Annotated in this window: 12 protein-coding genes and 1 pseudogene; 2 read left to right on the top strand and 11 right to left on the bottom strand. The window is 36.8% G+C overall.

All coding sequences use genetic code 11. The annotated features are described in order from the left end of the window. Positions 1-189: 189 nt before the first annotated feature. From prfB to ACUN0F_RS06985, 9 genes and pseudogenes are all read right to left on the bottom strand, one after another. Positions 190-1288 (bottom strand): peptide chain release factor 2 gene (gene prfB / locus ACUN0F_RS07025; RefSeq protein ID WP_096001656.1). Its coding sequence is split into 2 segments (ribosomal slippage): positions 190-1215 and positions 1217-1288, totalling 1098 coding nucleotides; the frame shifts between segments, so codons are not numbered across the junction. Positions 1289-1432: 144 nt separating this feature from the next. After that, positions 1433-3940 carry a preprotein translocase subunit SecA gene (gene secA / locus ACUN0F_RS07020; protein WP_000579395.1) on the bottom strand — a complete coding sequence of 836 codons (2508 nt, stop codon included), beginning with the start codon at positions 3938-3940 and terminating at the stop codon, positions 1433-1435. A gap of 274 nt (positions 3941-4214) precedes the next feature. Beyond that, complete coding sequence (hpf, locus tag ACUN0F_RS07015) at positions 4215-4757, bottom strand: ribosome hibernation-promoting factor, HPF/YfiA family (protein WP_000671189.1); 543 nt, start codon at positions 4755-4757, stop codon at positions 4215-4217. Between the two features lie 320 nt (positions 4758-5077). Continuing rightward, the gene (cspC, locus tag ACUN0F_RS07010) at positions 5078-5275 is read right to left on the bottom strand and encodes a cold shock protein CspC (RefSeq protein ID WP_033710669.1); all 198 of its coding nucleotides are present in this window, start codon (positions 5273-5275) and stop codon (positions 5078-5080) included. Between the two features lie 126 nt (positions 5276-5401). Continuing rightward, on the bottom strand, positions 5402-6106 hold the full coding sequence (locus tag ACUN0F_RS07005; RefSeq protein WP_079998488.1) for a ComF family protein: 705 nt from the start codon (positions 6104-6106) through the stop codon (positions 5402-5404). Next, positions 6106-7455, bottom strand: coding sequence for an ATP-dependent helicase ComFA (gene comFA, locus ACUN0F_RS07000; RefSeq protein WP_264461701.1), 1350 nt, complete (start codon positions 7453-7455; stop codon positions 6106-6108). The genes ACUN0F_RS07005 and comFA overlap by 1 nt, the downstream gene beginning before the upstream one ends. 127 nt (positions 7456-7582) lie before the next feature. After that, positions 7583-9023: pseudogene (locus tag ACUN0F_RS06995) on the bottom strand (C40 family peptidase). A gap of 146 nt (positions 9024-9169) precedes the next feature. Then, on the bottom strand, positions 9170-9484 hold the full coding sequence (locus tag ACUN0F_RS06990) for a winged helix-turn-helix transcriptional regulator (RefSeq protein WP_000400858.1): 315 nt from the start codon (positions 9482-9484) through the stop codon (positions 9170-9172). A 172-nt stretch (positions 9485-9656) separates the two neighbouring features. Continuing rightward, positions 9657-10499 (bottom strand): DegV family protein, encoded by an 843-nt coding sequence (locus tag ACUN0F_RS06985; RefSeq protein WP_088608299.1) that lies wholly within the window; start codon positions 10497-10499, stop codon positions 9657-9659. 239 nt (positions 10500-10738) lie between these two features. Between ACUN0F_RS06985 and ACUN0F_RS06980 the strand changes: the two genes are divergently transcribed. Both ACUN0F_RS06980 and ACUN0F_RS06975 read left to right on the top strand, forming a co-directional pair. Continuing rightward, entirely contained in the window at positions 10739-11374 is a 636-nt protein-coding gene (locus ACUN0F_RS06980; protein WP_000926678.1) for a YigZ family protein, read from the top strand. Between the two features lie 74 nt (positions 11375-11448). Further along, a complete protein-coding gene (locus tag ACUN0F_RS06975; RefSeq protein WP_046955565.1) occupies positions 11449-12588 on the top strand; it encodes an LCP family protein in 1140 nt (379 codons plus the stop codon). A 40-nt stretch (positions 12589-12628) separates the two neighbouring features. On the opposite strand, the gene wecB is transcribed toward ACUN0F_RS06975, so the two are convergent. Both wecB and ACUN0F_RS06965 read right to left on the bottom strand, forming a co-directional pair. After that, entirely contained in the window at positions 12629-13744 is a 1116-nt protein-coding gene (wecB, locus tag ACUN0F_RS06970) for a non-hydrolyzing UDP-N-acetylglucosamine 2-epimerase (protein WP_000140139.1), read from the bottom strand. Positions 13745-13818: 74 nt separating this feature from the next. Beyond that, positions 13819-15189 (bottom strand): UDP-glucose dehydrogenase family protein, encoded by a 1371-nt coding sequence (locus ACUN0F_RS06965; RefSeq protein ID WP_269808225.1) that lies wholly within the window; start codon positions 15187-15189, stop codon positions 13819-13821. Positions 15190-15207 lie beyond the last annotated feature (18 nt).

The raw sequence follows: 15207 nt of genomic DNA, 5'->3' as shown, positions 1-15207 counted from the left end.
TTTACTATTCTCTACTTTTTACAATACAATATACAACATTGTATGCTACATATAATCTCATCAAAAAGAGAAGTTGTCGTTTCCAACTTCTCTTCCTCTTTACTTCATCTATAGAAATAAAATCAAATTCTTTATATCCTCGATTATCCTCAGCATACGCCGACAACTTTGTTGGCTTTTTTTCGCTTATTAGATGCGAGAACGTAAGTAAGCATCAATAAATGGATCAATTTCTCCATCCATAACTGCTTGTACGTTACCAACCTCTGTATTTGTACGGTGGTCTTTCACAAGAGAATACGGGTGGAATACGTAAGAACGAATTTGGCTACCCCATCCGATTTCTTTTTGTTCACCGCGAATTTCATCTAACTCCGCTTGTTGCTCTTCTAATTTCTTTTGGTATAATTTCGCTTTTAACATTTTCATCGCGTGCTCACGGTTTTTAATTTGTGAACGCTCTGACTGACATGTTACAACTGTGTTTGTTGGTGTATGTGTAATACGAACTGCTGAGTCTGTCGTATTAATATGCTGTCCACCTGCACCACTTGCACGGTACGTATCAACTTTTAAGTCTTCTGAACGTATTTCGATTTCAACTTCATCATTGAACTCAGGTACAACTTCACAAGACACGAACGATGTATGACGACGGCCTGAAGAATCGAATGGCGAAATACGTACAAGACGATGTACACCTTTCTCTGCCTTTAAATAACCGTAAGCGTTATGACCTTTAATTAATAAAGTAACACTCTTAATACCAGCTTCATCACCTGGTAAGTAGTCAACCGTTTCTACTTTAAACCCACGTTTTTCAGCCCAACGTGTGTACATACGTAATAACATAGAACCCCAGTCTTGTGATTCTGTTCCACCAGCACCTGGGTGTAATTCTAAAATAGCGTTATTTTTATCATAAGGATCGCTTAGTAGTAACTGAAGCTCATACTCATTCATTTCTTGAATTAAGCCTTTCACTTCAGATTCAAGTTCCTCATGTAAATCTTCATCATACTCTTCTTTTAAAAGCTCATGCGTGATTTCTAAATTTTCGAAGGTCTCATCTAACTGACGGAACTTTCCAACCATCTCTTTCAGTGCATTAGCTTCGTTAATTACAGCTTGTGCACCTTGTTGGTCATCCCAAAATCCTGCACCCATCATTGTCTCTTCTAACTCTGCAATTTGTTTCTCCTTAGTAGGAAGGTCAAAGAGACCCCCTAAAAGCCGCTAATCTCTTAGCCATTTTCTCTAATTCTTGTCTAATTTCTACTAATTCCATTTCCTTCACCTCTATGTAATTGCTGTTGCTTTCTTATGAGAACAAGGGAAACTCTCTCCAGTTATGACGGAGAGAGTTTAATCTTTCTTAATTATACATTTTTGATGTAAAATTTTGCAAAGCAATCTGGGCTACCGCCCTGTATTACTTCCCGATACCACAGCAGTTTTTATATTTTTTACCGCTACCACATTTACATAAATCGTTGCGGCCTACTTGGTCACCTTTTACAACTGGTTTTTTCTTCGCTTCTTCGCCATCGCTAGATGGATGAACAGCTTCACCTTGAACAACTTCTTGACGCTCTAAGTTTTGTTCAATTTCAGCTTTCATAATGTAACGAGAAATTTCCTCTTCAATAGAAGCAATCATTGACTCGAACATTGCGAATCCTTCCATTTGATACTCACGAAGTGGATCAATTTGACCGTAAGCACGTAAATGAATACCTTCACGAAGGTGATCCATCGCATCAATATGCTCTGTCCATTTCGTATCTACTACACGGAATACAACAACTTTTTCAAACTCACGCATTTGCTCTTCTGGCAGAAGCTTTTCTTTGTCGTTGTAACGCTCTATTAATTTCGCGATAATTGGCTCGCTCATTTCCTCTGGAGCAAGACGACGTAACTCTTCTTCTTTTATATCGCCTTCTTGCAGAAGGTTTGTATTTAAGTAGTCAACAAGACCTTTAATGTTCCAATCTTCTTCAATTTCCTCTTGTGTATGAAGCGCAACAGCACGTTCTACTGTAGATTTCATCATACCTTCAATAATACTGCGTAAGTTCTCAGAATCCATTACTTCTTGACGCTGTTTGTAAATAACTTCACGTTGCTGACGAAGTACATCATCGTACTGCAGTAACTGCTTACGTGCATCATAGTTATTTCCTTCTACACGTTTTTGTGCAGATTCTACCGCACGAGAAACCATTTTACTTTCAATCGGCTGTGAATCATCCATACCAAGACGATCCATCATCGCTTTCATATTGTCAGAACCGAAGCGGCGCATTAGTTCATCTTCCATAGACAAGTAGAACTGCGTTACACCAGGGTCCCCTTGACGACCAGCACGACCACGTAACTGATTATCAATACGACGGCTTTCGTGACGCTCTGTACCGATAACTGCTAGACCAACGTTTCTAATATCGTCTCCAAGCTTAATATCCGTACCACGACCAGCCATATTCGTCGCAATCGTTACAGCACCTTTCATACCAGCTTCTGCAATGATATCTGCTTCTCGCGCATGGTTTTTCGCATTTAAAATGTTATGGCGTACACCTTTACGTGTTAACATTTTTGAAATAAGCTCTGACGTTTCAATTGCAACTGTACCGACAAGAATAGGTTGCCCTTGTTTATGACGATTTACAATATCCTCAACAACTGCATTGAATTTGCCTTCCATTGATTTGAAGATTAAATCAGCACGGTCATCACGAATAATATCTTTGTTCGTTGGAATTACGATAACATTCATATTGTAAATACTACGGAATTCTTCTTCTTCCGTTTTCGCTGTACCAGTCATACCAGATAACTTTTCATACATACGGAAATAGTTCTGGAACGTAATTGTTGCGAGTGTCATACTTTCATTTTGAATTTCTACGCCTTCTTTTGCTTCAATAGCTTGGTGCAAACCTTCGCTATAACGACGACCTTTCATAAGACGACCAGTGAATTGGTCTACAATTACGATTTCGCCTTCTTGTACAACATAATCTGTATCAAGGTGCATGACAACGTGTGCACGAAGCGCCTGATTAATATGGTGAAGAAGTGCGACATGTTTTAAATCGAATAAGTTTTCAATATGGAAAGCTTTCTCTGCTTTCGTAATACCATCTTCAGTTAACATTACATTTTTCGTTTTCACATCAAATGAATACTCTTTTTCATTTTCTAATGTACGAACGAATGCATTTGCAAACATGTATAGCTCTGTTGATTTTTGAGCTTGTCCCGAAATAATAAGCGGCGTACGTGCTTCATCGACTAAAATAGAATCGACTTCATCGATAATAGCAAAATGAAGTGGACGCTGAACGCACTGTTCCCTATATAAAACCATGTTGTCACGTAAGTAATCGAATCCAAGCTCATTATTTGTGCTATACGTAATATCAGCAGCATAAGCCTCTTGTTTCTCTTCGCGTGACATACTGTTTAAGTTAATTCCTACTGTTAAGCCAAGGAACTCATGAAGTTGTCCCATTTCGCTCGCATCACGTTGTGCTAAGTATTCATTGACTGTAACAACGTGAACACCTTTTCCTGTTAAAGCATTTAAATATACAGGTAATGTAGATGTTAACGTTTTACCTTCACCCGTTTTCATCTCAGAGATATTCCCTTCATGTAAGGCAATACCACCCATTAACTGCACGCCATACGGACGCATTCCAAGAACACGAGTCGCAGCTTCGCGAACAACTGCAAAAGCTTCTGGAAGTAGATCATCTACTGTCTCACCTTTTGTTAGACGTTCTTTAAATTCAAGCGTCTTTCCTTTTAATTGTTCATCTGTTAGTGGCTTAATAGATGATTCTAATGCATCAATTTGCTCAACTGTCTTCTGCATACGTTTAATTTGGCGTTGATTTACATCAAATACCTTTTTTAAAATACCGATCATAGGAAATACGCTCCTCTTTTTTATTAAAATAAAACTTCCGATTGTTTTTTCTTTTTCTATTACAATCAGTCGTTATAAAAATCAAATGTATGTTATGCCAATTTTTCTCCTAATTAAAAAAACTAAAATGTATATACCTAATGATAATTGTAACACTTGTCTTATAACTATGCCAACAATCGGCCGAATGTCTCGTTCTAAATTAAGAAAACTTTTAAAAAAAATCTATTTTCAGCAAAAAAAGCGCAGCCATTTCGGCTGCGCTTTTGAATTATTATTTAGTTTCGATTAAACCATATTTCCCATCTTTACGGCCATATACAACATTAGTTTCATTTGTATCAGCATTTGTGAAGACGAAGAAATTATGTCCTAGCATATCCATTTGTAGGATCGCTTCTTCAACGTCCATCGGTTTTAAATCAAATCGTTTTGTACGTACAAGTTCTAATTCATCCTCTTCTACCGCATCCAGAACAGCTACTGCTTCTGGAAGGATAAAGTTCGTTTTCATAGAACCTTTCTCACGTAATTTACGATTTACCTTTGTTTTATGTTTACGAATTTGTCGCTCAAGTTTATCAACTACTAAATCGATAGCAGCGTACATATCGCTATTAGTTTCTTCTGCACGAAGTAATAAATCAGTAAATGGAATTGTTACCTCGACACGTTGCTTGTCAGAGTATACTTTTAAATTAACTTTAATCTCTGGGAATGTATCAAAATAACGCTCTAACTTACTTAGTTTTTTCTCTACATATTCCTTTAATGCTGGAGTTACTTCAATATTTTCACCACGAATGTTGAATTTCATAGATGAATTCCTCCTTTCAAGCCTATGTACTATAATTTCGACATTGGCTTAAAAACTCCTTCTAACTTTTTTAAAAAAATTAGTGGAATTGCGATTTTTTTATCGTTTTTTGTTGAAATGAAAAGATGCATCGTTTCTATCTTTATTTTATCCTATTAACATCGTGAATAACGAATATAACTGTGGACAATTCGTTACAGAAAAGTAACAACTTTTTGACAACTTGATTCATAACAAAAACCTCTTGCAAAAAACAAGAGGTTCTACCATATATATAACGTTGCCACAAACGCAGCTCTCTCTTCCCAAAAACAATATTCCTACAGTTTTACAACATTAGCTGCTTGTGGTCCACGTGCTCCATCTACAATGTCAAACTCAACTTGTTGCCCTTCTTCTAATGACTTATATCCCTCTTGTTGAATAGCAGAAAAATGAACAAACACATCATCACCATCTTCACGCTCAATAAACCCAAATCCCTTTTCTGCATTGAACCATTTCACTCTTCCTTGCATGTTCATTCCATTCCCTTCACTCTAAAAATCAGGGCATTCGCCCCATACTTTGACTATAGCGAATGACAACTTACGAAGTCAAAGAAGACTTATCGTCTTTTTATTATCCCTTTCGACAGTTACAGATCAACTTCTACAAAGCGTCAAACTAGAAACTTCCCTTGCTCCTCTATCGTATAAAAGACTTCCAATTTGTCTAACTGTAATTCCTGTCGTATATACATCATCAACGAGTAAAATATGTTGATCACGAAACATATCTTCTCCCTGAAAATAAAAAGGATTACTTCCCGAAAGCCTTTCTTTACGTGTCTTCTTACTTTGCTTTTCTGTTTCCCTTCTTCTTAATGAGGGATAAGAAATTTTGACAGGTAAACATGCTGCTAATAACTCTGCCTGATTAAAACCACGTTCATATTCCCGTTCCCTACTAAGCGGAACAGCAATAACACTTGAAACGCTCGTAAAATGCTTTTGAAACAGCTCCCGAAAGGATCGATAAAAAATATGAACTAACTCCGCATCTCCCCGAAACTTAAACTGTGCTAATATTTCTTTCATCTCATCATCGTACACGTGCAAAGAACGATTTTTAAAAGGACGATACTTCTCCTCTTTTATCCACCTTATGCAATCCACACAAATATCATTTTCTTTATATTCGGAAGTCAAGTCCTCTAAAGATCGCCCACACTCCATGCAAATCTCTCCTATAATATAGGAAAGTTTCCGCTCACACCTATCACATATATATTTTTTGTGAGACTTTACAAAGAAGGTGTACCAACTAACTGTTTCCAACATATACTCATCGCAAAGTAGACAATGCATTAATCGATTAATCCTTGTTCTTTCGCCTTTTTGTTCATACTTTGAATATGCCTTTTCGCGCGTACCATCGCCTCTGTCTTACCGTAATGAAAATAAACGACCTCGCCATAAGGTTCTTCAAAACTACGACCTGCTCGGCCTGCAATTTGTACAAGCGCACTTTCTGAAAAGATTTCTTCTTCCGCCCCTAACACCGCAACTTGTAAATTCTTCACAGTTACTCCTCTCTCTAAAATTGTCGTTGTAACTAATAACGGAATTTCTCCCTTTCTGAAAGCTGCTACTTTTTCTTTTCTCATCGGATTTTCTGCATGTACACCATCGATTCTAGGATCCAACGTTTTCAATATCAGGCTCAATTCTTCTATATATCGCACATGAGGAACAAATAAAAAAATGGGATACTTTTTGCTTACGTACATTTTTAACCATTGTAGTAACACTCGAGGAATTCTTTTATGGTGGAGACTTTTCTTCCAATTTCCGCACCAGCAAAATAGAGGAACTGGTAACGGATGACGATGGTATCGTCCAGAGACAATGATACCTTTTTGTTTACCACTTCTGAAATTATGTTTCCACTTTTCATCGGGAGTTGCCGTTAAATAAATACGCGCCGCTTTCTCTTTCATCGCTTGTTGCACTGCATATTGTAACATTTGATCCGCATAATACGGGAAGGCATCAATCTCATCTACAATCATGACATGAAACGCTCTATAGTAACGTAACAGTTGATGCGTAGTTGCAACGACTAACGCTGCATCTTTGTCCCTATCTTCACTTCCTCCGTATAAGGACGCTACATTTACATTTGGAAACACTTTTTGTAATCTCGGCGCTAATTCTAGTACAACATCTGTTCTTGGCGTTGCGATACAAACTCTTTCTCCTTTTTGAAGTGCCTCTGCAATACCGTAAAATAGCATTTCAGTTTTTCCAGCCCCGCACACAGCCCAAATAAAATAAGAGTCTTTCTTCTTAATAGCTTCTATAACACCTTGCGCCGCCAACTCCTGACCAGTAGACAAGGCCCCGTTCCACTGTAACGAATTTAAACCTTTTTCTCCTCTTCTTTCAGCGATCCCACGAACGAGTACAGCACATTCACTTACCCTCCCCATCGTTATACACTTCCGGCAATACGTACATACTCTACTACACCTTTTACATAAAAATGACGCAAATAGTCGCTGCTCTATATTTCCGCAGCGCTGACACATATATTTAGAAGCTTTCTTTTTTACACCTTGTACACATACGACCTCTCTCTTCTTTTTCAAATCTTGTAATGTATCCCGTAAATCTGAAGAGAGTTCCTCTAATAGTAACTGTTTCCCTGCTAACATCAGCAACCACCTCCAGCACTACTATAAACCTTTCTCATAATCTCGTAAAAACGCAAAAAAGCCGATAACCTACTTATAAAATAGTAAGCTATCGACTTTATACACGTTTTTTTATTAAATTATAATCCTATAATCTACCGTAACCTAAGAAATGTTTTTGGTTATAAGAACTATTTACACTACCGTAAGTAACACCCGTTGATTCATCAGCAGCATGGATCATTTGACCGCCACCAATATAAATACCAACGTGAGATACGCCTGCTCTGTAAGTACCTTGTAAGAAGATAAGATCTCCTGGTTTTGCTTCAGATGGGCTAATCTTTTGTACAGAGTTCCATAAACCTCTAGTATCTTGACGACCTAAACCGTAAACATAAGAGATTAAACCACTGCAGTCAAATCCACCATTTGAAATTGACGCACTACCCCATACGTATTTCAGACCTACTAAACCTTTAGCTTTTGAGACAACATCTTGTCTACCGCCACCAGTGTCAGCTGGTACTTCTGGAGCTGGTGCTGGTTTTTTCGCTTCTTCCTTTTTAGGCTCTTCTTTTGGAGCTTGTACAGCATTGTTTGCTGGCGCTGCTGGTTGAGCTTGTGTTTGTGCTGGTTGAGCTGGAGCCTGTGCAGGTTGTGTTGCAGCCTGCGCTTGTTGTGCAGCTTGCTCTGCTTGTTTTTGAGCAGCAGCTTCTTGTGCAGCTTTTTCTTGCGCTTCTTTTTCAGCAATTTGTTGTAATTTTAATGCCTGTTGTTCAAGCTCCTTCAATTGATCTTCCGTACTTGTCATTGAAGTTACAACTGTATCCATTTTACCACTTAAGTCATTTACTGCTGTTGCTTTTTTCGCTTTTTCAGCGTCAAGTTCTTTTTTAGCAGTTTCAATTTGAGCTTGTGCTTCTTTTAATTCTTTTTGCTTTGTTTTTACCGTTTCAACATCTTTTTTCACGTTCGCTTGATCTTCTTGTTGCGTTTTCATGATGTCTTCGTCAGACTCAAGAATTTTAGAAACTGAATTTAAACGATCCACTAAATCTGCAATGTTTTTAGAGTTTACAAGAACTTCTGTTACAACGTTTGTGTTTGGTTGTTCTTGAAGTGCAACTAAACGTTTTCTTAATAACTCTTCACGTTTTGCAATTTTCGTTTGTAGTTCTGCAATATCTTTATTTTTCTTTTCGATTAATTGCTCCGTATCAGCAACTTTTTTCGTTGTTTCATCAAGTTTTGACGCATTCTCTTGAACAGATTTATCCAAACCTTGAATTGTTTTGTTTAAGTCGTTCATTTGTTTTTGTAATTCATCACGTTCTTGTTGTTGTTTATGTAAAGTGTCATTTTGTGTATTAATTTGTGATTTCACGTCAGAAATTTTATCTTCTGCAAATACATTTGGTGTTAGTCCTGAAAACATTAACCCTGCAACTAATGCGCAAGATGCCATTTTTAGCTTTTTCATTTTATTTTTTACACCGCTTTCTTTTGTCTTTTTTCCGTATATAACCTATAAAATTTATACCATAATTCGGGATTTTTTTTGCTAATGTTACGCTATTGTAAAACAAATGTAATATTATATGTAACTCTATCGCAAAATATGCACATTTTTGTATATATGTGTAGAATTTTAAAAGCTTTTTATAAGCAAAGAAAAAACGCAAGGTTTCCCTTACGCTTTGTTAAATACACTAATACGAATGCAATCCAAGCATTATTTCATCCATTTCTCAGCCCAATTTTGGACTTCATCCATAACACTTTCTAATGCTTTCCCTTTTTCAGTTAAGCCGTACTCGATTCGAACTGGTACTTCTGGATAAACATTACGAACTACAATGCCTTCACTTTCCAATTCCTTTAAACGCTCTGATAACATACGATCGCTCATATTCGGTATAATATCTGCGATTTCTCTAAAACGTTTTGACTCTTCAAGCAAAGATTTAATAATTAAGCCAGTCCATTTTTTACTAAGCAAAGTAAAAGCTGACTCAAACTTTGGACATAAACAAGAATTATGCTCCATATGTTTCACCTCTCTTCTATTATAATATAGTTTCTTGTAAAAAGTAAGTTATAAAACTTTCCTCATTATTTTATTTTACGTACATTCTACCATTTCCAAATATTAACTTGTCAACTACACGTAAAATATCCGTAAAAAAACCCTCTTCAAAAAGAGAGCTTTTTATATCTTATTACTTCGTATACCATCCAAGACCTAGTGCACCTTCACCTAAATGCGTACCAATTACAGCACCGAAATAACCTGTGCGGATTGTAACATGGGGATATTTTGCTTCTAATTCTGCCTTCCATTCATTCGCTTCCTCTTCACGTTGTGCATGAATGATAACAGCTTCCATAGGTACACCTTGACTTGCTTGCTCATCAAAAATTTCAACAATTCGTTTTAACGCTTTTTTACGTGTACGAATCTTTTCAAATGGAATAATGATTTTATCTCTAAAATATAAAACTGGCTTCACTTGTAACAAACTACCAATGAAAGCTTGTGCACTATTTAATCGTCCTCCACGTTGTAAATGATGTAAATCATCCACTACAAAATAAGCGTCCATCGTTTTCTTCATTTCATCAAAACGGGCAACGATCTCTTTCGGATTTTTTCCTTCGCTTGCTAATTTTGCCCCTTCACGTACATAAAATCCTTGTACTTCACAACTAATTTCAGAGTCGTACGTATATACATCAATACCCTCTACCATTTGCCCGGCTGTCGTTGCCGTTTGATATGTACCACTAATCCCACTTGAAAGATGAATGCTAATAACCGCATCATAATCCTTAGATAGTTCTTCAAATAACTCAACAAACTTTCCGATTGCTGGCTGAGAAGTTTTCGGAAGTTCTTCTTGCTCACGTACTTTTACATAGAAATCATCTACTGAAATTTCAGCTTCTTCTTGATAAGATTCCGTTCCAAACACAACGTTTAATGGAATCATATATATATTGAGTTCATCACGAATATGCTTCGGTATATATGCTGTACTATCAGTAACAATAGCTGTTTTCATTTGCGTACCTGCCTTATAAAAAAGTTTTTATTCCCTAAGTTTACACGAAAACTAAAAATGGTGCATCCATACATGAAAATGCCAATTTGAAATAACACTTACCATCTCGACAAATTACAACAAAAAGGTGAAATACTCACCAAAAATTTCAACTTATTTATAAAAAATGTTTGAATATAAAAACGCTCGCTTTTAAAATGTAAAGTACTAGTCATTTTGGTAGATAGGGGCGTATACGAGTGTTATTACAATATTTAACAATCAAAGACTACGGTGAGCACGAAATTGTCATTCAAAAATCAAGATTTATTTGCTACGTTAGCAGAGCTACAACCGAAGCAGAAGCTCAAGAATTTATACAAAAAATAAAAAAACAAAATTGGAATGCCACACATAATTGTTCTGCGTATTTGATTGGCGAACAAGATCAAATCCAAAAAGCAAATGATGATGGAGAACCTAGCGGCACAGCTGGCGTACCTATGTTAGAGGTACTAAAAAAACGCGGTTTAAAAGATACCGTCGTTGTCGTTACACGCTATTTTGGTGGCATCAAACTTGGCGCAGGTGGATTAATTCGCGCATATGGAAAATGTACAAGCGAAGGCATTAATCATGTCGGTGTTGTTCAGCGAAAACTAATGCGTGTTATGCAGACCGAAATTGATTACACATTACTTGGCAAAATTGAAAATGAATTACGTAATTCGAAATATGCCATTAAAGATATACATTATCTCGAAAATGTCACATTTGATACGTATGTAGAAGAAGACGGAAAACAAGCATTCACAGATTGGATGATTGAATTAACAAATGGGAAATGTACAATTACAGAAGGAGATATGTTGTACTTAGAACAAGATGTTATCTAAGAATAACTACATCCTCACCTTTAAAGATTAATGTAGGGAATTACTTTCCTATAAATGAACTAAGGAGATTATATATGGAAGAACGTTATTATCATCTCCAAAATAGCAGAATAAAAAAGAAACGAAGAAGAAAGTTTTTCTACTTCCTTATTTTCGTATTTTTATTTGGTGGTGTAGGACTTTATATATTAAATTCCTACTCTTCTCTCATGGGGATGTATAGTGGTTTTACTCGTCAAAAATCGGACTTGAGAACCGAAGATGTAGAAATTACAAAGGAGCCTTTTACACTCCTCATTATGGGTATAGAAGATTATGCAACGGACGGTCAAAACGGTCGTACAGATTCATTAATGTTTGCGACCGTCAATCCTAAAACTAAAAAGATTTCGCTTATGAGTATCCCTCGTGATAGTCGCGTTCCAATTGTTGGTAAGAACAAAGAGGACAAAATTAACGCTGCGCACGCTTACGGCGGAGAAGAAATGGCAATCAAAACTGTCGAAGGTTTTCTAAAAGTTCCTGTAGACCATTATATTAAAATTGATTTCCAAGGCTTTAAAGGTATTGTTGATGCTGTTGGCGGTGTTACTGTTGATGTCCCATTCGATTTTTGGGAGCGTTCAGACGTGGATTACTACAAAAAAATCGAATTTAAGCAAGGACAACAAGACTTAAATGGGGAAGAAGCACTCGCATACGTACGTATGCGAAAGCAGGATCCAAACGGCGATTATGGTCGGGCCGCTAGACAAAGACAATTACTAGCTGCTGTTGCTCAAAAACTAAATTCAGCCTCTACCGTATTTAAAATTAAAGATTTAACAGCAGTCGTTGGAAAATATATAAAAACTGACATTCCTATTTCTGACGGACTTGCACTTTACAATAAACTATCTGGGTTTGATCCTTCTACAATACAAACGTTCAAACTTGAAGGAGAAGACAAAAAAATAGGTGGTATTTATTACTTCCTTCCGGATCCAAACGGTGTTGAGGCAGTACGTAACGAAATAAAAAAAGAATTAGGAGAAACAGCAAACACGCAAGACAATTCAACGACAAAAACTGAATCAAATCCTTCTTCAAATGCTAATTCTAACGAAAAAGCGAAGAAAGAAACGAATCAGAACCAAAATCAGAACAAAACACCAACTGAGCCACCTCCTTCTACGAATGCTCATGCAGAGTGGATTATGAGAAATCAGCAATAACAAAAAGAGCCAAATCGCATATGATTTGGCTCTTTTTTATTTACTTATTAAAGTGTTGTAAAATTGCTTCAACAATGCGCTCTGATGCACGGCCATCACCGTAAGGATTAGATGCTTTTGACATCTTATCATGAGCTTCTTTATCTGATAATAACTCATCAGCAAGACCAAAGATTGTCTCTTCGTCTGTTCCTGCTAATTTCAATGTACCTGCTTCAATACCTTCTGGGCGCTCTGTTGTATCACGAAGAACAAGAACCGGTACACCAAGTGACGGCGCTTCCTCTTGTACACCACCAGAATCCGTTAACATTAAGTATGAACGAGCTGCAACATTGTGGAAATCAATTACATCTAGCGGCTCAATTAAATGAATGCGGCTATGATCGCCTAAAATATCATTCGCTGTTTCACGAACAACTGGGTTCATATGAACCGGATACACAACTTGTACGTCTTCATGCTTATCAACAAGACGTTTAATTGCACGGAACATATTACGCATTGGCTCTCCTAAGTTTTCACGGCGGTGAGCTGTCATAAGTACAAGACGATCGTTTCCAAGTTTCTCTAGTACAGGATGACTATATGTTTCTTTTACAGTCGTTTTTAGTGCGTCAATCGCTGTATTTCCTGTTATGAAAATGCGTGACTCATCTTTATTTTCTTTCTGTAAGTTCGTTGCTGATTTTGTTGTAGGTGAGAAATGAAGATCTGCCATGACTCCTGTTAATTGGCGATTCATCTCTTCTGGGTATGGAGAATATTTATCCCATGTACGAAGTCCTGCTTCAACATGCCCTACTGGAATTTGATTGTAGAAAGCAGCTAAACTTGCAATAAATGTTGTCGTTGTATCACCATGTACAAGTACAATATCCGGCTTTGCTTCTTTCATTACTTTATCCAAACCTTCTAAACCACGCGTTGTAATATCAATTAAAGTTTGGCGGTCTTTCATAATATTCAAATCGAAATCTGGCGTAATTCCAAAGATACTTAATACTTGGTCTAACATTTGACGATGTTGCGCTGTTACAGTCACAATCGACTCAATTTTTTCTGGATGTTTTTGCAACTCTAACACAAGAGGTGCCATTTTAATTGCTTCTGGACGTGTCCCGAAAATTGTCATTACTTTTAAACGTTCAGTCATTTCATTGCCTCTTTTCTTTCACTAGTTACAACTTCTATTATGACATATAAGAATATACATGAATACATGCCTTTTTAACGAATAACGGAAAAGTCCCTCTTACAAATACTTTCTCTTCCAACCGAATAATAATCTATCTCTTGCTTCTTGACATCCTCAATAGTATAACAATTTCTTCCATCTAATAAAATAGGCTCTCTCATAAGTTGTGCGTACCTTTCTAACGGATAAGCTCGGATAGCCTCCCATTCTGTCATGATAAAAGCCGCACTCGCTCCTCTAATCGATTCATCTATACATTCGCTATATTGTATAGTCTCTCCAAAGATATTTTTCATATTTGGAATCGCTTTTGGGTCATATAGAACTACATCCGCACCTATATGAATTAATTCTTGTATCATAATAAGGGACGGTGCGTCTCTTATATCATCAGTATTCGGTTTAAATGCCGCTCCCAGCACCGCAATCCTCTTCTTGTTCATATTTAATACTTTCTTCGCTTTCTCAATCAATAACAACTGTTGTTTATTATTCACTTCAATGACTGCTTTTAACAAGCGAAAATCATGCGCCACATTCCCTGCAATTTGCACAAGGGCTTTCGTATCTTTCGGAAAACACGAACCCCCATAACCAATGCCCGCATTTAAAAAAGACGCCCCAATTCTCTTATCCATTCCCATCCCTTGTGCAACGTCTAATACATTGGCTCCTACCTTCTCACATATATTTGAAATTTCATTGATAAAACTAATTTTTGTCGCTAAAAAAGCATTCGATGCATATTTAATCATCTCTGCACTTTTTATATTTGTAACATACGTTTTTAAGCGTAATTCACTATACAAATTCTCCACTTTTCGTGCCGCTTCCTCATTATCTGCTCCAATTACAATACGATCTCCCTGAAAAAAATCGTAAATTCCTGAACCTTCCCGTAAAAATTCCGGATTCGATACGATATGTAATTCATATCTATTTTGTAATTTCTCCTCAATCCATCCCCTCATAACATCATTTGTACCTACAGGAACCGTACTTTTCGTAACGACAATAATGTCATTCGTCGCATATGTTCCAATATCGTCACAAGCACTTCGAATATATGTTAAATCCGCTGTCCCATCTAATAAAGATGGCGTTCCAACTGCAATAAATATAAATTCTGCATCGTAAAATGCTTTTACTCTACTTGTTGTAAAAGTTAAACAATCATTCTCACATGCATCATTTATTAATTCATATAAACCCGCTTCATAAATAGGCAGATCGCCTTGCTTTATCCGTTCAATTTTCTCATCATTTATATCAAAACATGTGACTGAATGGCCTAACATTGCCAATCCTACTCCTGTAATTAATCCAACGTATCCGGTACCTATTATCGTAATTTTCATTTCCTTTTCGCACAGGAATATACAATAGAAAATATACGAATACATAGAATTCTCCCTGCGCTT

This window comes from Bacillus sp. 1A (genome assembly GCF_052682215.1).
Note: the sequence above shows the minus strand (reverse complement) of the source record. Positions and strands in the feature narration are given on the sequence as shown.

Bases quoted from the DNA above. Each gene is read 5' to 3' on its own strand.
- secA (WP_000579395.1), bottom strand. From the start codon at position 3,940: ATGATCGGTATTTTAAAAAAGGTATTTGATGTAAATCAACGCCAAATT.
- hpf (WP_000671189.1), bottom strand. From the start codon at position 4,757: ATGAAATTCAACATTCGTGGTGAAAATATTGAAGTAACTCCAGCATTA.
- cspC (WP_033710669.1), bottom strand. From the start codon at position 5,275: ATGCAAGGAAGAGTGAAATGGTTCAATGCAGAAAAGGGATTTGGGTTT.
- ACUN0F_RS07005 (WP_079998488.1), bottom strand. From the start codon at position 6,106: ATGCATTGTCTACTTTGCGATGAGTATATGTTGGAAACAGTTAGTTGG.
- comFA (WP_264461701.1), bottom strand. From the start codon at position 7,455: ATGTTAGCAGGGAAACAGTTACTATTAGAGGAACTCTCTTCAGATTTA.
- ACUN0F_RS06990 (WP_000400858.1), bottom strand. From the start codon at position 9,484: ATGGAGCATAATTCTTGTTTATGTCCAAAGTTTGAGTCAGCTTTTACT.
- ACUN0F_RS06985 (WP_088608299.1), bottom strand. From the start codon at position 10,499: ATGAAAACAGCTATTGTTACTGATAGTACAGCATATATACCGAAGCAT.
- ACUN0F_RS06975 (WP_046955565.1), top strand. From the start codon at position 11,449: ATGGAAGAACGTTATTATCATCTCCAAAATAGCAGAATAAAAAAGAAA.
- wecB (WP_000140139.1), bottom strand. From the start codon at position 13,744: ATGACTGAACGTTTAAAAGTAATGACAATTTTCGGGACACGTCCAGAA.
- ACUN0F_RS06965 (WP_269808225.1), bottom strand. From the start codon at position 15,189: ATGTATTCGTATATTTTCTATTGTATATTCCTGTGCGAAAAGGAAATG.